17 protein-coding genes are annotated in these 19,975 nt (G+C 69.4%); 8 read left to right on the plus strand and 9 right to left on the minus strand.

Annotation, left to right across the window (positions count from 1 at the left end; translation table 11 throughout):
- Position 1 precedes the first annotated feature (1 nt).
- A complete protein-coding gene (locus tag J7I98_RS03855) occupies positions 2–1,255 on the minus strand; it encodes a sensor histidine kinase (protein WP_214917351.1) in 1,254 nt (417 codons plus the stop codon).
- Between the two features lie 10 nt (positions 1,256–1,265).
- Positions 1,266–1,898, minus strand: a complete 633-nt coding sequence (locus tag J7I98_RS03860) for a sensor domain-containing protein (protein WP_214917354.1) — start codon at positions 1,896–1,898, stop codon at positions 1,266–1,268.
- A 261-nt stretch (positions 1,899–2,159) separates the two neighbouring features.
- On the opposite strand from J7I98_RS03860, the gene J7I98_RS03865 reads away from it, so the two are divergent.
- The 4 genes from J7I98_RS03865 to J7I98_RS03880 are packed head-to-tail and all read left to right on the plus strand — an operon-like array spanning position 2,160 to position 7,252.
- Complete coding sequence (locus tag J7I98_RS03865) at positions 2,160–3,407, plus strand: NAD(P)/FAD-dependent oxidoreductase (protein ID WP_214917358.1); 1,248 nt, start codon at positions 2,160–2,162, stop codon at positions 3,405–3,407.
- A gap of 1 nt (position 3,408) precedes the next feature.
- On the plus strand, positions 3,409–5,952 hold the full coding sequence (nirB, locus tag J7I98_RS03870; RefSeq protein WP_214917361.1) for a nitrite reductase large subunit NirB: 2,544 nt from the start codon (positions 3,409–3,411) through the stop codon (positions 5,950–5,952).
- Positions 5,949–6,278 (plus strand): nitrite reductase small subunit NirD, encoded by a 330-nt coding sequence (gene nirD / locus J7I98_RS03875; protein WP_214917365.1) that lies wholly within the window; start codon positions 5,949–5,951, stop codon positions 6,276–6,278. Before nirB ends, nirD begins: the two co-directional genes overlap by 4 nt.
- 41 nt (positions 6,279–6,319) lie before the next feature.
- A complete protein-coding gene (locus J7I98_RS03880; RefSeq protein ID WP_214917368.1) occupies positions 6,320–7,252 on the plus strand; it encodes an oxidoreductase in 933 nt (310 codons plus the stop codon).
- Between the two features lie 32 nt (positions 7,253–7,284).
- Here J7I98_RS03880 and J7I98_RS03885 read toward each other — a convergent pair whose 3' ends face one another.
- A complete protein-coding gene (locus J7I98_RS03885; RefSeq protein ID WP_214917381.1) occupies positions 7,285–7,704 on the minus strand; it encodes a VOC family protein in 420 nt (139 codons plus the stop codon).
- 186 nt (positions 7,705–7,890) lie between these two features.
- Here J7I98_RS03885 and J7I98_RS03890 point away from each other — a divergent pair, with 186 nt between their 5' ends.
- The gene (locus J7I98_RS03890; RefSeq protein WP_214917384.1) at positions 7,891–8,457 is read left to right on the plus strand and encodes a DUF4287 domain-containing protein; all 567 of its coding nucleotides are present in this window, start codon (positions 7,891–7,893) and stop codon (positions 8,455–8,457) included.
- Positions 8,458–8,632: 175 nt separating this feature from the next.
- Positions 8,633–9,790: an alkaline phosphatase PhoX gene (locus J7I98_RS03895; RefSeq protein ID WP_214917387.1), complete on the plus strand. Its 1,158-nt coding sequence runs from the start codon at positions 8,633–8,635 to the stop codon at positions 9,788–9,790.
- Positions 9,791–9,914: 124 nt separating this feature from the next.
- Here the strand turns inward: J7I98_RS03895 and J7I98_RS03900 are convergent, their stop codons facing one another.
- From J7I98_RS03900 to J7I98_RS03925, 6 genes are all read right to left on the minus strand, one after another.
- Positions 9,915–10,979, minus strand: a complete 1,065-nt coding sequence (locus J7I98_RS03900; protein WP_214917399.1) for a helix-turn-helix transcriptional regulator — start codon at positions 10,977–10,979, stop codon at positions 9,915–9,917.
- 608 nt (positions 10,980–11,587) lie between these two features.
- Complete coding sequence (gene ppdK, locus J7I98_RS03905; RefSeq protein WP_214917413.1) at positions 11,588–14,329, minus strand: pyruvate, phosphate dikinase; 2,742 nt, start codon at positions 14,327–14,329, stop codon at positions 11,588–11,590.
- A 365-nt stretch (positions 14,330–14,694) separates the two neighbouring features.
- A complete protein-coding gene (dusB, locus tag J7I98_RS03910; protein ID WP_214917425.1) occupies positions 14,695–15,834 on the minus strand; it encodes a tRNA dihydrouridine synthase DusB in 1,140 nt (379 codons plus the stop codon).
- 77 nt (positions 15,835–15,911) lie between these two features.
- Positions 15,912–16,136 carry a DUF6243 family protein gene (locus tag J7I98_RS03915; protein WP_214917438.1) on the minus strand — a complete coding sequence of 75 codons (225 nt, stop codon included), beginning with the start codon at positions 16,134–16,136 and terminating at the stop codon, positions 15,912–15,914.
- Between the two features lie 162 nt (positions 16,137–16,298).
- Positions 16,299–16,511: a hypothetical protein gene (locus J7I98_RS03920; protein ID WP_214917441.1), complete on the minus strand. Its 213-nt coding sequence runs from the start codon at positions 16,509–16,511 to the stop codon at positions 16,299–16,301.
- A 93-nt stretch (positions 16,512–16,604) separates the two neighbouring features.
- Positions 16,605–17,990 (minus strand): glycine--tRNA ligase, encoded by a 1,386-nt coding sequence (locus J7I98_RS03925; RefSeq protein WP_214917454.1) that lies wholly within the window; start codon positions 17,988–17,990, stop codon positions 16,605–16,607.
- A 169-nt stretch (positions 17,991–18,159) separates the two neighbouring features.
- Between J7I98_RS03925 and J7I98_RS03930 the strand changes: the two genes are divergently transcribed.
- Positions 18,160–19,143: a metal ABC transporter substrate-binding protein gene (locus J7I98_RS03930; RefSeq protein WP_214917457.1), complete on the plus strand. Its 984-nt coding sequence runs from the start codon at positions 18,160–18,162 to the stop codon at positions 19,141–19,143.
- Between the two features lie 35 nt (positions 19,144–19,178).
- Entirely contained in the window at positions 19,179–19,973 is a 795-nt protein-coding gene (locus tag J7I98_RS03935; RefSeq protein WP_214917460.1) for a metal ABC transporter ATP-binding protein, read from the plus strand.
- The last annotated feature ends 2 nt before the right edge of the window (positions 19,974–19,975 follow it).

Consider the following 19,975-nt stretch of genomic DNA (forward strand, 5'->3'; position numbering starts at 1 on the left):
TTCATCGGCAGGGAAGTAGGACGGTCACCACGGTAGGCCCTCCGGGCGGGCTGTCGCAGGTGAGCGTGCCGTCGACGGTACGGACCCGGGCGAGCAGGCCGGTCAGCCCGCTGCCCGCTCCGACGGCCGCACCGCCGCGCCCGTTATCCCGCACGGCGAGGCGGAGGGTGCCGTCCCGGACGGTTATGCCGATGGCGGCGCGGGTCGCTCCGCTGTGCTTGACGGCGTTGGCGAGGAGTTCGGCGGCGCAGAAGTAGGCGATGGATTCGATGGCGGGGGCGGGGCGTTCCGCGATGTCGGCGGTGAGCGGGACGGACAGCGGGCTGTCGGCGGCGAGGGTGGCGAGGGCCGTGTCCAGGCCCTGGTCGAGTACGGGTGGGTGGATGCCCTTGACGAGGTGACGCAGGTCGGCCACGGCCGCCTTCGCGTTGCCCTGGGCGGTTTCGACGACGGCGACGATCCGGTCGCGGTCCACGTCGGCCGCGAGCAGTTCGCGGATCATCGTGAGGTGCATGCCGAGGCCGACGAGCCTGGCCTGGGTGCCGTCGTGCAGGTCGCGTTCGATGCGGCGCAGCGTCGCGGCGGCGTCGTCCACGGCCTGGGCGCGGGTCTCCTCCAGGGTGCGGATGCGCTGGTCGGCGGCGTTGGGGCCGAGCAGGGTCCGCAGAAGTATGCGATGCGGGACGAGGAGGCGACGTATGAACCAGGGGGTGACGGCCAACAGGAGGAGGCCTGCGGTGGTGGTGATCAGCCACCTGGGCCAGGAGTCGAACTCGACGCCGCCGAACCGGAGCCCCACGTGCCGCACCGAGCCGTCGGCCTCCCGGACCGTGATGTAGTTCCAGCGCTTGACGATGGGGTTCAGGACGAACAGCAGCCCGTACGCGTACCCGCCGAACGCGGCGAGCACCGGCGGCAGGGCGGTGAACGGCGCGGCGAGGGAGCAGCCGACGGCCCGCCACCCGGCCCGGTCGCCGAGGACGGCCCGCCGCCAGCCGAACGCGCCCGGTGCGTCGCGTCGTACGGGCGGATCGATGCGCAGGCCCAACAGCCCCAGGGCAAGGGCACGTTGGAGGTCTCCGAGGGCGAGCGCCCCTCGGACGGTCAGGGCGAGCAGCCACGGCCCGAGTGCCGTCACCGAGAGCAGCGCGCCGGCCAGCAGGCCCGTGACCACCAGGGCCATGCCCGTCAGCGCGAGGGGCAGGGCCAGGGCGGCGTACAGAAGAGCAGTGGCGGCGGCGCGGAGACGGTGCATGGGAGCCAACCTAGAGCTGGTGGATCACGGGTACGGAGAGAAGTGCGCAGACCACGGCGACGCCGGCGGCTATGCCGGTGGTCCGCAGGAGGCCGGAGCGGTCCGCGCCGAGGAAGCCTGATGCCAGCCGCGCCTGGAGCCTGGTGAAGCCCTTGACGACCCACGGTGTGAGGAACAGGAACGGCAGCCCGCCGCTGATGGCGTGCACCGCCCACGCCCCGGCCATGGTCGGGCCGCCCCAGGACTGGGTGGGGTCGTTGTCCGGCCGCAGCGGGAAGCCGAGGTTGATGGCCACGACCATCCAGAAATAGAGGGTGACCGTGACGGCGACGAGGTTGAGCGGCGCGCTGATCACTGCGTGGGCGAGGGCGAGCGCTCGGCCACGCACACCCGGCGCACCGGCTTCCCCCGCACCGGTCTCTCCCCCCACTTCCACGCCCAGCAGCCGGCTGGCGAGCCCGCGCTGGATGCGGGCCGCGGGACCGCCGACGAGCGCGATCGGTATACACAGGAGACCGACGGGGAGGGCAAGCACGACATACGCCGTGCGCTGCCAGGTCCTGGCCCGGAACGGCTCGCGGAGGATCACACTCGTACGGCTGGTGGCGGTTGCTGCGGCGGCTTGGCGCTCGGTGATGTCCATGCGTTCAGACTCCCGGTCGCACGCGCCCGTTTCGATCGTGCCTGTACGGAACTCCGGGGTTCGGTTTACCCCACCCCCGGAGTCGGCCCCCGGCGCCATCCCCGGGCAGCGCCACCCCGGGCGTCGCCCCCGGACAGCGCCCGTCCCCCGGCTGCGCCCCCTCGCCCCTCACAGCCCGGAGCACACCGCGCTGAGCGCAGTGTTCCCCGCGGGAAACAACTGGGATGCGGCCGGGTAACACCGCCCCCGCAGGCTGCGGTCATGAGCAAGGACATCGTGGTGATCGGCGGCGGGACAGCAGGGGCCAGGCTGGCCCGGCAGCTGGCCCCCTCTGCCCGCGTCACCGTAATCGGCGAGGAGGACCACGCCCCGTACAACAGGGTGCTGCTCGCCGAGGTCCTCGCCGGGCGTTACGGCCCCGAGGTCGTCGCACTGCCCGAGACGCCCGTACGGCGCGGGGTACGGGTGGTCCGTATCGACCGCGCCGACAAGGTGGTCCAGTGCGACGACGGCAGCGTCGTCCCGTACGGAACACTGGTCCTGGCGACCGGATCCAACCCCGTACTGCCGCCCCTGCGCGGCCTCGGCAACGATCTCCCCGACGGCGTCCACCCCTTCCGCACCATGGACGACTGCCTCGCCCTGGCAGCCGCCGTGCGCGAAGGCACCCGCGCCGTGGTCATCGGAGGCGGCCTCCTGGGTGTCTCGGCGGCCCGCGCCCTCGCCGAACGGGGCGCGCAGGTCGTGCTGGCCCAGCAGGGCGAGCACCTCATGGAGCGCCAGCTGGACCCGGCCGCGAGCGAGCTGCTGCGCAGCCATCTGGAGACACTGGGCGTCGAGGTCCACACGGAGTGCCGGGTACGCGGCCTGCGCTGCGAGGCCGGAGCGGTGCGGGCCGTCGAGCTCGCCGACCGTTACGCGCTGGACGCCGACCTCGTCGTCGTCGCCTGCGGTGTACGCCCCCGGGTCGGCCTCGCACGGGCCGCGGGCCTGGACGTACGCAACGGCATCGTCGTCGACGACGAGCTGCGCACCTCGGACCCGGACATCCGCGCCATCGGCGACTGCGCCGAGCACAACGGCCGCGTCTACGCCCTCGCGGGCCCCGCCATCGAGCAGGCCGACGTCCTGGCCACCCTGCTGGCCGACTCCCCGGACGCCTGCCCGGCCGACTCCCCGGCCCCCTCCTCGGACACCTCCCCGGCGCCCGCCCCGGCCCCCTCGGCGCGCTACACAGGGACCCGCGCCCTCACCCGTCTCACCCTCAACGGCTCCGGCCCCCTCGACCTCGCCGCCTTCGGCGAGACGACCCCGCTCCCCGGTGACGACGTGGTCCGGCTCACCGACGCCACCCGAGGCGCGTACCGCAAGGTCGTCGTCCGCGGGGACCGGCTGATCGGCGGAATTCTGCTGGGCGATCTCGGCGCCGTCGGCGAACTCGCCCGTACCTGGGAGGGCGACGAGCCGCTCCCCTCCTCCCCCTTGTTCCACCTGCTTGGAGGCTCCTGAGATGTCCACACCCACGATCGTGGTCGTCGGCCACGGGATGGTCGGCCAGCGTTTCCTGGAGGCCCTCGCCGAGCGGGGCGTGACCGGGCGGGCGCGTGTCGTCGTCCTGTGCGAGGAGCCGCGTCCCGCGTACGACCGCGTGCAGCTGACCTCGTACTTCTCGGGCTGTACCCCCGACGAGCTCTCCCTCGTAGAGGGCGACTTCATCACCCGTAACAACATCGAACTGCACCTGGACGACCCGGCACAGAGCGTCGACCGCGCCACCCGCACAGTGACCTCCCGGGCGGGCCGCACCTTCACCTACGACACGCTCGTCCTTGCCACCGGCTCGTACCCCTTCGTACCGCCCGTTCCCGGCAAGGATGCGGAGGGCTGTTTCGTCTACCGCACCATCGAGGATCTGCTGGCCATCGAGGAGTACGCGAAAAACTCCCGGGTCGGCGCCGTCGTCGGCGGCGGGCTGCTCGGCCTGGAGGCGGCGGGCGCGCTCAGCGGGCTCGGCCTCGACACCCACATCGTGGAGTTCGCGCCCCGTCTGATGCCCGTCCAGGTCGACGAGGGCGGTGCCTCGGCCCTCCTCCGTACGATCGAGGGAATGGGTCTGACGGTCCACACGGGTGTCGGCACACAGGCGGTCACCACCGGCGACGACGGCACGGTCGACGGCATGTCGCTCTCGGACGGTTCGACCCTCGCCACCGATCTGGTCGTCTTCTCGGCGGGCGTACGCCCCCGGGACCAACTGGCCCGTGACTGCGGCCTGTCCGTCGGCGAACGGGGCGGCATTTCCGTCGACGAACAGTGCCGTACGTCCGACCCCTCCGTCTTCGCGATAGGCGAGTGCGCCCTGGCGGCGGACGGCAAGGTGTACGGCCTGGTGGCACCCGGCTACGAGATGGCCGAAACGGCGGCCGCCACCATCGCGGACGAAGCGAATGAGGCCAACGAGGCGGACGAGGCGGGAGCGGGCCAGGCCAAGGCCTTCACCGGCGCCGACATGTCCACCAAGCTCAAGCTCCTCGGCGTCGACGTGGCGTCCTTCGGCGACGCCCACGGCACCGCGGAAGGCTGCCTGGACGTCGTGTACTCCGATTCCCGCTCCGGCGTCTACAAGAAGCTGGTGGTCAGCCCGGACGGCGCCCTGCTCGGCGGCATCCTGGTGGGCGACGCCGACGCGTACGCCATGCTGCGCCCCCTCACCGGTACCGTCCCGCCGGTCGCCCCCGAACAGCTCATCGCGCCCACCGGAACCGGCGTCTCCCTGGGCCCGTCCGCGCTCCCCGACGACGCCGTGGTCTGCAACTGCCACAACGTCACCAAGGGCGCCGTCACGGCCTGCTCCACGCTGCACGAGGTGAAGAAGTGCACCAAGGCAGGGACGGGCTGCGGCAGTTGCGTCAAGCTGATCGGCCAGCTCCTCCCCCAGTCCGGCGACAAGGGCCTGTGCGGCTGCTTCCCGCACACCCGCTCCGAGCTGTACGAGATCGTGCGCACCCTGCACATCACCTCGTACGCCGCCCTGCTCGACTCCCACGGCCGTGAGGCGGCCCGCGGCGGCGACGGCTGCGAGACCTGCAAGCCGACCGTGGCATCCATCCTGGCCAGCCTGAGCAACGGCCACATCCTCGACGGCGAGCAGGCCGCCCTCCAGGACACCAACGACCACTTCCTCGCCAACATGCAGCGCAACGGCTCGTACTCCATCGTGCCGCGCATCCCGGGCGGCGAGATCACGCCCGAGAAGCTGATCGTGATCGGCGAGGTGGCCCGCGACTTCGGCCTCTACACCAAGATCACCGGCGGCCAGCGCATCGACCTCTTCGGCGCACGCGTCGACCAGCTCCCCCTGATCTGGACCCGCCTGGTCGACGCCGGCTTCGAGTCGGGCCACGCGTACGGAAAGGCGCTGCGCACGGTCAAGTCCTGCGTGGGCCAGACCTGGTGCCGTTACGGCGTCCAGGACTCGGTCCGTATGGCCATCGACCTGGAGCTGCGCTACCGGGGCCTGCGCGCCCCACACAAGCTGAAGTCGGCGGTCTCGGGCTGCGCCCGCGAGTGCGCGGAGGCCCAGTCCAAGGACTTCGGCGTCATTGCGACCGCTAACGGCTGGAACCTGTACGTCGGCGGCAACGGCGGGGCGACCCCGCGCCACGCGGACCTCCTCGCCCAGGACCTGTCCGACGCCGAACTCGTCCGCCTCATCGACCGGTTCCTGATGTTCTACATCCGCACCGCCGACCGCCTGGAACGCACGGCCACCTGGCTGGACCGCCTGGAGGGCGGCCTGGACCACCTGCGGGACGTGATCGTCCACGACAGCCTGGGCCTGTGCGCCCAGCTCGAAGCCATGATGTCCACGCACGTGTCCAACTACCGCGACGAATGGGCCGAGACGATCAACGACCCGGAGCGGCTCTCCCGCTTCGTGTCCTTCGTCAACGCGCCCGACGCACCGGACCCCTCCATCCGCTTCGTCCCCGAGCGCGACCAGATGAAGCCGGACCTGACCATCCTCACCCTCGAAGGGACTCGCGTCGGATGACCCTCCAACTGCTCCTCGAAGACGACTGGTTCACGGCGTGCGAGGCGGCCGCCCTCACGCCGGGCCGCGGAGTGGCGGCCCTGCTGCCCGACGGCCGCCAGGCCGCGCTCTTCACCGACCGCGCGGGCCGCGCGTACGCGATCGACAACCGTGATCCGTTCTCCGGCGCCCAGGTCCTCTCCCGGGGCCTGATCGGCTCCGTGGAAGGCCGCGCCTTTGTCGCGTCCCCTCTCCTCAAGCAGCGTTTCGACCTGGAGACAGGGCGGTGCCTGGACGACGAGACGGTCACGGTGAAGACCTTCACCGTACGGCTCGGAGGTTCTTGACCGGTCGTTCCACATTCGAACGCCGGCCGTACGCTGGGGCCATGACGACTGGCTGGAAAGCGAGCGACATCCCCGACCAGAGCGGCCGTACGGCCGTGGTCACCGGGGCCAACAGCGGCATCGGACTCGTGACGGCGCGCGAACTGGCCCGCCGGGGCGCGCGCGTTGTCCTCGCGTGCCGCAGCGAGGCCCGCGGCAAGGAGGCCGTCGCCCGGATCGTCGGGGAGGTCCCGGGCGCGGTCGCCGAGTTCGCGCCCCTCGACCTCGGCGACCTGGGCTCCGTACGCGAGTTCGCGAGCTCGTACCCGTACGACCGCCTCGACCTGCTCGTCAACAATGCGGGCGTCATGGCCCTGCCGTACGGCAAGACCGCCGACGGCTTCGAGACCCAGTTCGGCGTCAACCACCTCGGGCACTTCGCCCTCACCGGACTGCTGCTCCCGAAGCTTCTCCGTACGCCCGGCGCCCGCGTCGTGACCGTCTCCAGCGGCCTGCACGCCCTCGCCAACATCGACATCGGCGACCTCAACAGCGAGCGCGTCTACCGCCGCTGGATCGCCTACGCCCGTTCCAAGTCCGCGAATCTGCTGTTCACCCACGAGCTGGCACGACGGCTGGCCGCCGCCGGCTCCGACGTCGTCGCTGCCGCCGCGCACCCCGGCTACGCCGCCACCAATCTCCAGAGCGCCGGCGTGAAGATGGAGGGCCGCAAGGGCGCCCAGCGCCTCGTCGAGTTCGGCAACCGGATCATCGCCCAGCCCGCCGAGTCGGGCGCCCTGCCCACGCTGTACGCCGCCACCGCGCCCGGCGTACGGCCCGACTCGTTCACCGGCCCGAGGATCCAGGGCCTGCGCGGAGCGCCCACACGGTCCTGGCGGGCCAAGTGGACGCTCAACGACATCGCGAGTGAGCGGCTGTGGGTGGCGTCCGAGCAGCTCACCGGGGTGACGTACCCCGGCTCCCTCAATTCCTAGCTCTTCAACAGTCCCGGCGACCGACCGGGCGCTCAGCCCTGGGCGCCCTCGCCCGCGACTGCCGCCGGGTCCATCCAGATGACCTCCCAGGTGTGACCGTCGGGGTCCTGGAAGGAACGGCCGTACATGAAGCCGTGGTCCATGGGCTCGTTCGCGGGGGAACCGCCGGACGCGAGGGCCGTGTCGGCCATCTCGTCGACCTTCGCGCGGCTCTCGGCGCTCAGCGCGAGGAGGACCTCCGTGGTCGTTCGGGTGTCGGCGATCTCCTTCTTCGTGAACTCCTTGAAGCGCGGCTCGGTGAGCAGCATGGCGAAGATGGTGTCGCTGATCACCAGACAGGCCGTCTTGTCGTCACTGAACTGGGGGTTGAACGAGAACCCGAGCTTGCTGAAGAAGGACTTCGTGGTGTCGAGGTCCGTCACCGGCAGGTTCACGAAAATCATCTGTGCCATGAGCTGTCTCTCTTCTCTCGTTGTCGGTCTCTCGTTGTCGGTCGATGGGTAGACCCAGGGGCCCCACGAAACTCATCGCTCGAACCGAAACTCGCATGAAGAAAGCCTCTCGGCGACTCCGGACCCGGCCCCCGAACACCCGGCTCCCGCCTTGCGGCGGCACGGGCCGCGGCCTAGCGTCGGGCCATGAGCAGCGCTTCCGGCAGGAAGATCACCGAGAAGCTGTCGGGCGACGCGCTGAGCGCGTCGACGGGCCGGGACTGGGACGCGTGGTTCGCTCTGCTCGACGCGTGGCAGGCCACGGACCGCACCCACGCCGAGATCGCCCGCCACCTCGTCGAGACGCACGGCGTCCCCGGCTGGCACGCCCAGTCGATCACCGTGGGGTACGAGCAGGAGCGCGGCATGCGCGAGGTGGGCCAGTCCAGTGAGGGCGACTGGCAGGTCTCCGTCAGCAAGACGGTGAACGCGCCACCGGAGCGGGTCACCGAGGCGTTCACCGACGCCGCCCTGCGCCGCCGCTGGCTCCCGGCCGGTGAACTCACGGTCCGCACCCACCGCCCGGCCACATCGGTCACCGCGGACTGGGACGGCGGTGCGAGCCGCATCTCGGTGTATCTGACGCCCAAGGGACCGGAGAAGACACAGGTCGGCCTGGGCCACACGAAGCTCGCGGACGCGGACGCGGTGGAGGCGTACAAGACATTCTGGAAGGACCGCCTGACCGCCCTCAAGACCCTGCTGGAGAGCTGACCGGCCGGTTCTGGCCAAAGGGTCGCGCGCAACAGGCCGACAGCGGACGCTTCCGCTTCATCGGTCGTTGATGCACCGTCAATCCGCGACTCCTAGGTTCCGGAAGCGCACCCCCCGCGACCCCGCCGCCCGACCGGTGCGGCAGGGACGGTCACGATCCCCCTGGAGTGATCAAGTGGAACGTCGTAGTTTCCTGCGTGGAGCGGTCGTCGGCGGCACGGCCGCGGCATTCGGCTACACCCTCATGCAAGGCGCGGCCTACGCGGCACCGGCCCAGCTGGGTCCGAGCCCGTACGGAGCGCTCGGCGCGGCAGACGCCAACGGGATCCTGCTGCCGAGCGGCTTCACCAGCCGCGTCATCGCCCGTTCCGGCCAGACGGTGTCCGGCACCTCCTACACGTGGCACAACGCCCCCGACGGCGGCGCCTGCTTCGCCGACGGCAGCGGCTGGATCTACGTCTCCAACTCGGAGATCAATCCCGGCGGCGGTGCGAGCGCAGTGAAGTTCAACTCCTCCGGCACCGTCACCGACGCCTACCGGATCCTCTCCAACACCCGGCAGAACTGTGCCGGCGGCGCCACCCCGTGGAACACCTGGCTGTCCTGCGAGGAGGTCTCCCTCGGCTACGTCTACGAGACCAACCCGTGGGGCGGCACCAGCACCCGCCGTGACGCCATGGGCAAGTTCAAGCACGAGGCCGCCGCCGCCGACCCGGTGCGGAACGTCATCTACCTGACCGAGGACGAGGGCAACGGCTGCTTCTACCGGTTCATCCCGAACACGTGGGGCAACCTCGCCTCCGGCACCCTCCAGGTCCTCAAGGCCGGCACCGGCACCTCCGGCTCCTTCACCTGGGGCACGGTGCCCGACCCCGACGGCTCCCCCACTGTCACCCGGGACCAGGTCTCCGGCGCAAAGCGGTTCAACGGCGGCGAGGGCTGCCACTACGCCGGTGACACCGTCTGGTTCACCACCAAGGGCGACAACCGCGTCTGGCAGATCAACCTGCTGAACAGCACGTACGAACTCGCCTACGACGACTCGCTGGTCAACCCCGGCCCCGCCCCCCTGACCGGCGTGGACAACATCACCGGCTCCTCCTCCGGCGACCTGTTCGTCGCGGAGGACGGCGGCAACATGGAGATCTGCATCATCACACCGGACGACATCGTCGCTCCGTTCCTGCGGATCAGCGGCCAGTCCAGCTCGGAGATCACCGGGCCTGCCTTCTCGCCCAACGGCCAGCGGCTCTACTTCTCCAGCCAGCGCGGCACGAGCGGCTCCGGCTCCGGCGGCATCACCTACGAGGTGACGGGCCCCTTCCGCAGCTGACCGGCCCAGCAGGCCCAGCCCCCGCACCTGAGCCGGGCACGGGCGCGTCGCACCTCACTGCGGCCCGCCCGTGCCCGGCACTGCCTGCCCACTACGCCCGTGCCGGGCCCTGCCTGCCCGCCCTCTACGGCCGCACCCGCCCCGCGACACACCCCTCCGCCACGTTCGGCGAGGCCGTCAGCGCCTCCGCCGGGGCTCCGCCCCGCAGCAGCGCCGCACCCAGCGGCGTCATCGTGTGCAGTACGGAGTTGCCGTGCCGCAGGGTGACGACCAGGCCGGCCTCGCGCAGTACGCACGCGTGCTGGCTCGCCGAGGCCAGCGAGACGCCTGCTCTGCGGGCGAGTTCACTCGTCGTACAGCCGCCTCCGATGGCGCCCAGGACCGCCGAGCGGGTGTGTCCGACGAGGCGGCCCAGGGAGGTGCTGGGGGCGTCGGCGGGGGCCGGGGCGCCGGTGTCGGTCACGGGGTAGACCAGGACCGGTGGCAGGTCGGGGTCGCGGTAGACCACAGGGGTGCCGCGGCAGAAGAACGACGGCTGGAGCAGCAGACCGCGGCCGTCCAGGTGCAGATCGCGGTCGACCGGATAGTCGGCTTCCAGGACCGGCGGGCACCAGCGCAGCATCGGCGGGAGGGTGTCGAGGAGTTCGTCCGCGCCGCCGTCGAGCAGGGCGCGGCCGCGGACCGCGCGGTCCGCTTCGATACGGGCCTGGATGTACGGCCAGTACGGCTCCACGGCGGCGCGGTGGTAGCCGCGCAGGGCGCCGGTGAGCCGGCCGACGGCGTCACTGCGGCCGTCCGCGAGCGGGGTGAGGCGCACCGGAGGGGAGGTGCGGTCCTGGGACGGGCACGTACCGTCCGACCGGTGTGCGGTGGCGAGCAGGCCGATTTCGGCGCGCAGCCGATCGGGGGCTGTGGCGCGTACGGCTTCGAGGCCCGCGTCAATGCCGCTCAATCCTTCACGCGGTGTCAGGAAATCCGGGAAATAGCCCCGGTTCGGCACCAAGGCGGCCAGCAGCCGTGTTTCACCATTCAACCGAGTACGGGATTCCTGACGCCATTCTCCGAAGACCTTGACACCACGCCGGTCTCTCAATCGGTGAAAACTCAGAATCGTTTCCCACAGCGCATCGGGCCGGGGAGCCAGCCGTATACGGGAAAGGTCCACACCTGAGAAATGGACACGTAGCACCGAAACCCCATCTGTTGCATCCGCAATCGCCCCCTGCAACTGAGTATGCACGCCATCACAGGCCGTCACCAAGGGCTTTCGGCCACAGTTGAAACGCATCGCGGCGGCCCTGCACCAAACGAAATGCTGTTCCCCGTCGGGCACGAACCAGAGCCCACCGGAAAGACACAGTGAAGGCCGTGGGGGGCTTTGCTGCGTCTGGCGGCGGTCGGCGAAGGTTGCGGCTACGTGTCGGACAGAGGTATCGGGATGCGGTCGGCGGGTGGGGATCCGACGACCGCATCCTGCCTCTGCTTTCAGGAAAGAATGGCGTAATTCAACTCCTGTTGGCGACCCCCGGGAGACCCCGGTGACGGCACGTTCACCAATGCCGCAAGCGAACCAACAAAAGCGCACCCGAAGCACCGCAGGAAAAGACGAAGTGGCGACACCTCCGCACGAGGTGCCGCCACTTCTGTGTATCGCCGTATCGATGCCCCGATGTATCGATGTATCGATGACCTACGTATCGATAACCTACGTGTCGGTGCATCGCCGGAGCCGCCGCCGGTCCGGTTGAGGGTGGTGGTGAACCGACGGCAGCTCCGGTGGCCCGGTCGGGTGTCCGGTCAGCGCGAGTCGCTGCCCGAGGACTGCGCCGCAGCGCGCCCCGCCTCGAGTCGCGCCACCGGGATCCGGAACGGCGAGCAGGAGACGTAGTCCAGACCCACCTCGTGGAAGAAGTGCACCGACTCCGGGTCGCCGCCGTGCTCGCCGCACACACCGAGCTTCAGGTCGGGACGCGTCGCGCGCCCGGCCTCGACGGCGCTGCGTACGAGCGAGCCGACGCCGTCCCGGTCGATCGTCTCGAACGGGGAGACCCCGAAGATGCCCTTCTCCAGGTATGCCGTGAAGAAGCTCGCCTCGACGTCGTCGCGGGAGAAGCCCCACACGGTCTGGGTGAGGTCGTTCGTACCGAAGGAGAAGAACTGCGCGGCCTCGGCGATCTGGCCCGCCGTGAGAGCGGCGCGCGGCAGCTCGATCATCGTGCCGATGGTCAGCTTGAGGTTGGTGCCGGTGGCGGCCTCGACCTCGGCGATGACCTTGTCGGCCTCCTCGCGGACGATCTCCAGCTCCTGGACGGTGCCGACGAGCGGAATCATGATCTCCGGGCGCGGGTCGCCCTTGGCGTTCTTGCGGTGCGCCGCCGCCTCGGCGATGGCACGGACCTGCATCGCGAAGAGACCCGGGATGACCAGACCGAGGCGTACGCCGCGCAGACCCAGCATCGGGTTCTGCTCGTGCAGCTTGTGCACGGCCTGCAGGAGGCGCAGGTCGTTCTCGTTGGCGTCCTTGCGGGACTCGGCGAGCGCGACGCGCACCGACAGCTCGGTGATGTCGGGCAGGAACTCGTGCAGCGGCGGGTCCAGCAGCCGCACCGTCACCGGCAGCCCGTCCATCGACTCGAACAGCTCGATGAAGTCGGCCTTCTGGAGCGGCAGCAGCGCACCCAGTGCCTGCTCGCGCTCGTCGTCCGTGTCGGCCAGGATCAGCCGCTCGACGAGCTCGCGGCGCTCACCGAGGAACATGTGCTCCGTACGGCACAGACCGATGCCCTGGGCGCCGAAACGGCGGGCGCGCAGGGCGTCCTCGGCGTTGTCGGCGTTGGCACGTACGCGCAGGCGGCGCACTCGGTCGGCGTACGCCATGATCCGGTGCACGGCGGCGACGAGCTCGTCGGCGTCGTCGGCGCCGGCGTGCATGCGGCCCTCGAAGTACTCGACGACCGGGGACGGTACGACGGGTACCTCGCCGAGGTAGACCTTGCCGGTGGAGCCGTCGATGGAGACGACGTCACCCTCCTCGACGACGATCCCGCCGGGGGCGGTCAGCCGGCGGCGCTTGGTGTCGACCTCGATCTCCTCGGCGCCGCAGACACAGGTCTTGCCCATGCCGCGGGCGACGACGGCGGCGTGCGAGGTCTTGCCGCCGCGCGAGGTCAGGATGCCTTCGGCGGCGATCATGCCATCGAGGTCGTCCGGGTTCGTCTCACGGCGGATCAGGATGACCTTCTCGCCGGAACGCGACCACTTGACGGCGGTGTACGAGTCGAAGACGGCCTTGCCGACGGCCGCGCCCGGCGAAGCGGCGATGCCGCGCCCGAGCTTCTCGGTCTTCGCCTCTTCGTCGAAGCGCGGGAACATCAGCTGGGCGAGCTGAGCGCCGTTGACGCGCTGGAGCGCCTCGGCCTCGTCGATGAGGCCCTGGTCGACGAGCTGCGTGGCGATACGGAAGGCGGCACCGGCGGTGCGCTTGCCGACGCGGGTCTGGAGCATCCACAGCTGGCCGCGCTCGATCGTGAACTCGATGTCGCAGAGATCCTTGTAGTGGGTCTCCAGCGTCTCCATGATCTGCATGAGCTGGTCGTACGAGGCCTTGTCGATGTTCTCGAGGTCGGCGAGCGGCACGGTGTTGCGGATACCGGCGACGACGTCCTCGCCCTGCGCGTTCTGCAGGTAGTCGCCGTAGACGCCCTGGTGGCCGCTGGCGGGGTCGCGGGTGAACGCGACGCCGGTGCCGGAGTCGGGGCCGAGGTTGCCGAAGACCATGGAACAGATGTTGACGGCCGTGCCGAGGTCGCCGGGGATGCGCTCCTGGCGGCGGTAGAGCTTGGCGCGGTCGGTGTTCCACGAGTCGAAGACCGCGTTTATGGCGAGGTCCATCTGCTCGCGCGGCTCCTGCGGGAAGTCCCGCCCGGCCTCGTCGGAGACGATCTTCTTGAACTTGCGGACCAGCTTCTTGAGGTCGGCCGCCTCGAGGTCGGTGTCGACCGTGACCTTCTTGGCGTGCTTGGCCTGCTCCAGCGCCTCTTCGAAGAGCTCACCGTCGACGCCCAGCACGGTCTTGCCGAACATCTGGATGAGGCGGCGGTACGAGTCCCACGCGAAGCGCTCGTCGCCGCCGGCCTGCTTGGCGAGGCCGGTGACCGACTTGTCGGAGAGCCCGATGTTCAGGACGGTGTCCATCATGCCGGGCATGGAGAACTTGGCGCCCGAGCGGACGGAGACGAGCAGCGGGTTGTCGGCCTGGCCGAGCTTCTTGCCCATCTTCTGCTCAAGGGCGTCGAGGTGCGCGCTGACCTCGGCGCGCAGCGCCTCCGGCGCCTCGCCGCTCTCGAGGTAGACCTTGCACGCCTCGGTGGTGATCGTGAAGCCCGGGGGGACGGGCAGCCCGAGGTTGGTCATCTCGGCGAGGTTGGCGCCCTTGCCGCCCAGCAGGTCCTTGAGGTCCCTGTTGCCCTCGGTGAAGTCATAAACGAACTTCTGACCCTGGGGCTCGGTGGCTACCTGGGGTTCTTTGTTTTCCGACACGGGTCTCGACTCCTCGAGGACGCGGTGGCTGCCCTGACGGCGAGGAACATACCCAGATCGAAGGTGCCTGGGTACGTCCACCTGACTGTCATGCGGCCTTAACCACTCGTCCGCCAGCAGATCTAAAGTGATCAACTTGCCGGGGCCGGCATGAGCATTCGTTCGACAGTTGTACGCATAAACACGCTCTGCACCCATCATCGCCCAGTTGGTCAGCACACAGTGACGAAAGCTTTGATCGATCAAAACAAAAAAGGTGGCACCCAGTGCCACCTTTTGAGAGATGCAATCGGGCCGGAGTCGCTCATCTGAGCAAACTTGCCATCAGGCGTGGCGAGGATCACGTCTCGAATGAGCGCGGAATCTCAGCCTCCGGACGTGTCCAGCTCCGCATCCGCACTCACGCCAGAGCAGTCGTAGGGATCCTTCAGCCAGCCATCGGGCAGAACAACTCGCCCATTACCGGACGAACGGCCACGCGGCCCGTCCGCGCCGACCGGCCACCCCTGATCCAGATCGAGCTCGCTCAAGTGAGCGTCCATTTCGTCCAGAGATGAGGAGATTGCAAGCTTCTTGCGCATCTCCGACCCGACCGAGAAACCCTTGAGGTACCAGGCAACGTGCTTACGGAAGTCAATGACCCCGCGTGCCTCGTCCCCGATCCACTCCCCGAGGAGCTCCGCATGGCGCCGCATGACACCGGCGACCTCGCGCAGCGTCGGAGCGGCGTACGCGTCCGTCCCCTCGAACCCCGCGACCAGGTCCCCGAACAGCCACGGGCGCCCCAGGCACCCGCGCCCCACGACCACGCCGTCGCAGCCGGTCTCGCGCATCATCCGCAGCGCGTCGTCGGCCGACCAGATGTCGCCGTTGCCGAGCACCGGGATCTCGGGCACGTGCTCCTTGAGCCGCGCGATGGCGTCCCAGTCGGCCGTACCGCCGTAATGCTGGGCGGCTGTACGCCCGTGCAGCGCGATCGCCGTGACGCCCTCGTCGACGGCTATCCGCCCGGCGTCGAGGTACGTGAGGTGATCGTCGTTGATGCCCTTGCGCATCTTCATGGTCACGGGCAGGGCGTCCGCGTTGGAGACGGCTTCGTTGAGGATGGCCCGCAGCAGCGGCCGCTTGTACGGAAGCGCCGAGCCGCCGCCCTTGCGGGTCACCTTGGGGACGGGGCAGCCGAAGTTCAGGTCGATGTGGTCGGCCAGGTCCTCGTCCACGATCATGCGGACGGCCTTGCCGACGGTGACCGGGTCCACGCCGTACAGCTGGATCGAGCGCGGTGTCTCCGTCGCGTCGAAGTGGATCAACTGCATGGTCTTCTCGTTGCGCTCGACCAGCGCCCGCGTCGTGATCATCTCGCTCACGAACAGGCCCTTGCCGCCCGAAAACTCGCGGCACAGGGTGCGGAACGGGGCGTTGGTGATGCCGGCCATGGGCGCGAGCACCACCGGCGGCTGCACGGAGTGCGGGCCGATGGAGAGCATGGGGAGCGCGGTGGTCATGCGCCCATTGTCCCGTACACAGGGGTGTGGGCCCGGACCGCTTCGTGCGGTACGGGCCCACGGTCGTTCCTGGGAGGTCAGCTCTGGGCGTCCTGAGTGCCCTGGGCGCCCTCTGCCGTCGCCTCGCTGCCGTCCTCCTGGGGAGTGGCGCGCTCGCGCATCTTGCGCACCAGCTCCTCCTTCTGCTCAGCGGCAGTCTTGCGGTCGGCGTTGCGCGTGGGACCGTTGTCCGCGAGTTCGGCGCGGGACATCCTCTTGCGCTGCCCGCCTACGCCGAGAAGGTTGTTGCGGCTCTTTGCCACGGGGTTCTCCCGAAGTGATGAGAAGTGATCTGCGGATTCGTCTGGTGGGGGGCGGACGTGGGATCCGCCGCGCTCTCACTCGTAGATCTGGAAGAACATGCAAGCGACATTACCCGGCCGTGGGGACGCCGGGCACCAGAATTTCCGCCACGAGGCGCCGGCTCAGCTCCGCGATGCCGCCGGATCCACCGTCGCCTGGTGCGCCTCGGCCAGGTGCTCCTCCGCCTTGAGCCACGGCAGGAACTGCACCCCCTTGCGCCAGCCGCACGTCTCGCAGGCCAACAGGCGCTGCATGCCCGCCCGCTCGACCCGGACGACATGCCCACGGCCGTGCTGGTCCCATCTGCTCACCTTGCTGGCCGCCATAGACGGCATTGCGCCTCCCCGGTACGAGTGAGCCCAGTGTGCACGAAGCCCCCGGTCCCGCGAGCGGGAAACCGGGGGCTTCGTACGTCTCGTACGACAGGGTCAGCAGCCGAGCAGGCGGCCGCCCAGGTAGGACTGGATCTGGTCCAGCGAGACGCGCTCCTGCTTCATCGTGTCGCGCTCGCGCACCGTCACCGCGTTGTCGTCGAGGGTGTCGAAGTCGACGGTCACGCAGAACGGCGTACCGATCTCGTCCTGACGGCGGTAGCGGCGGCCGATGGCGCCCGCGTCGTCGAACTCGATGTTCCAGTTCTTGCGCAGGTCGGTCGCCAGGCCCTTGGCCTTCGGCGACAGCTGCGGGTTGCGGGACAGCGGCAGCACCGCGACCTTGACCGGCGCCAGGCGCGGGTCGAGGCGCATCACGGTGCGCTTCTCCATGACGCCCTTGGCGTTCGGGGCCTCGTCCTCGATGTACGCGTCGAGCATGAAGGCGAGCATGGCGCGGTTCACGCCGGCCGCCGGCTCGATGACGTACGGAGTCCAGCGCTCGCCGGCCTCCTGGTCGAAGTACGTCAGGTCCTGGCCGGACGCCTTGGAGTGCGCCTTGAGGTCGAAGTCGGTGCGGTTGGCCACGCCTTCGAGCTCGGAGAACTCGCTGCCGCCGAAGTTGAAGCGGTACTCGATGTCCGCGGTGCGCTTCGAGTAGTGGGAGAGCTTGTCCTTCGGGTGGTCGTACCAGCGGATGTTCTCCTCACGGAGACCAAGCTCGCGGTACCAGTTCCAGCGCTGCTCCATCCAGTACTCGTGCCACTGCTCGTCCTCGCCCGGCTTGACGAAGAACTCCATCTCCATCTGCTCGAATTCGCGGGTACGGAAGATGAAGTTGCCCGGAGTGATCTCGTTCCGGAAGGACTTGCCGACCTGCGCGATGCCGAACGGCGGCTTCTTGCGCGAAGTCTGCTGCACCTGGGCGAAGTTGGTGAAAATACCCTGCGCGGTCTCGGGACGCAGGTAGGCCGTCGAGCCCTTGTCCTGCGTCGGGCCGAGGTGCGTCTGCAGCATGCCGGAGAACTGCTTGGGCTCGGTGAACTGGCCCTTGGTACCGCAGTTGGGGCAGTTGATGTCGGCAAGACCGTTCTCGGGCGTACGGCCGTTGTGCTTGGCCTCGTACGCCTCGATCAGGTGGTCCGCACGGTGCCGCTTGTGGCAGGCGGTGCACTCGGTGAGCGGGTCGGAGAACGTCGCGACGTGACCGGACGCCTCCCACACCTCGGGAGCCAGGATCACCGAGGAGTCGAGACCGACCACGTCATCGCGCGCGATGACCATGGAACGCCACCACTGGCGCTTGATGTTCTCCTTGAGTTCGACACCCAGCGGTCCGTAGTCCCAGGCGGCGCGAGAGCCACCGTAGATCTCACTGCACGGGTAGACGAAGCCACGGCGCTTGCTCAGGCTGACGATGGTGTCGATCTTGTCGGCGGCCACGGTGCTCTCTTCATTACGACGACGACGAACGCGAATGATTCAGATTACCGGCGCTCGTACCCCCCGGATCAAATCGGTATGGCGGGTGCGGGATCACAGCCCCCATAACACCTCAGATCACACCTCGCATTATTGACAATCGTTTCCAGTTTTGTTGAAAATGGGAGTCATGAACGTACGACGACGCCTCATACCCACCGCCGCGACCGCCGGAGCCGTCGCGCTCGGCCTGATGGCTGTAAGTGCCTGCTCCTCCTCCGACGCCGCGCCGAAGAACAGCGGCGGCAAGCTCGACGTGGTGGCGTCGTTCTATCCGATGCAGTACCTGGCCGAGGAGATAGGCGGCGACCACGTCTCCGTATCGACCCTCACGAAGCCCGGTGTCGAGCCGCACGACCTGGAGCTCAGCCCGAAGGAGACCGCCGGGCTCGGTGAAGCCGACTTCATCCTCTACCTCAAGGGTCTCCAGCCCGCCGTCGACGAGGCCGTCGCGCAGTCCGGTGTGAAGCACACCGTCGACGCCGCCGCCCTCACCCACCTCGAAAAGCACGGCGAAGAACACGGCGAGCACGGCGAAGAGCACGGCGCCGAAGAGCACTCCGAGGAAGAAGAGCACGGCCACGACGAAGCCGCCGGCGACCCCCACATCTGGCTGGACCCGGTGAAGTACGCCGAGGTCGCCAAGGGTGTCGGCAAGGCCCTGGAGAAGGCCGACCCCGACAACGCCGCGGCGTACAAGAAGAACACCGAGGACCTGGTCGGCAAGCTCGACGGCCTGCACGCGAAGTTCGACAAGGGCCTCAAGAACGCCGGCACCAAGACCTTCATCACGACCCACTCCGCCTTCGGCTACCTCGCCGAGCGCTACGGCCTGGAGCAGGAGGGCATCAGCGGCCTCGACCCCGACTCGGAGCCCAGCCCGGCCCGCATGAAGGAACTCCAGAAGGTCGCCAAGGACGACAAGGTCACCACGGTGTTCTTCGAGACGCTCGTCAGCGACAAGACCGCCAAGACCCTCGCGGGCGACACCGGGCTCAAGACCGACGTCCTGGACCCGCTGGAGGGAATCACGGACAAGTCCAAGGGCGATGACTACATCGAGGTCATGGAGTCCAACCTCACCGCGCTGGAAAAGGCCCTCGGCGCGAAGTGAACCAGATCACCCCAGCAGAAACGGAGGCGCGAGCCATGAAGGCAGAGCCCGGCATATCCGGCCCGGCCACCACGGGCCCCGTGATAGCTCTGCGCGGCGCCACGGCCACGCTCGGCTCGCGCCCCGTCCTGCGCGGCATCGATCTCACCGTGCACCACGGTGAGGTCGTCGCCCTGCTCGGCGCCAACGGCTCCGGCAAGTCGACGGCCGTACGCGCCCTGATCGGCCAGGTGCCGGTCACCGGCGGCACCGTCGACCTCTTCGGTACGCCGCTGCGCCGCTTCCGCGACTGGTCGCGCGTCGGGTACGTACCGCAGCGCACCACCGCCGCCGGCGGCGTGCCCGCGACCGTGCGCGAGGTCGTCGCGTCCGGCCGCCTCTCCCGTACGAAGCTGCGCTGGCCGTCGAAGGCCGACCGCGCCGCCGTCCAGCGCGCCATCGAGCTCGTCGGCCTCGGCGACCGGGCCAAGGACTCCGTGAACGCCCTCTCCGGCGGCCAGCACCAGCGCGTACTGATCGCGCGGGCGCTCGCCTCCGAGCCGGATCTGCTGATCATGGACGAGCCCATGGCGGGCGTGGACCTGGGCAGCCAGGAGATCCTCGCCTCGACGCTGCGCGAGCAGGTCACGGCCGGCACGACCGTGCTGCTCGTCCTGCACGAACTCGGCCCGCTGGAGCCGCTGATCGACCGCGCGGTGGTGCTGCGCGACGGCTGCGTCACCCACGACGGGCCGCCCCCGGAGTCCCTGGGCCAGCACGCCCTGCCCGGCCACGACCACGTACATCCGCATTCGCACTCCGAACCCGTCCGGACGGGACTGCTGACCTGATC

Origin of the sequence: Streptomyces sp. ISL-98, assembly GCF_018614055.1 — a bacterium.
Lineage (GTDB): Bacteria > Actinomycetota > Actinomycetes > Streptomycetales > Streptomycetaceae > Streptomyces > Streptomyces spiramyceticus.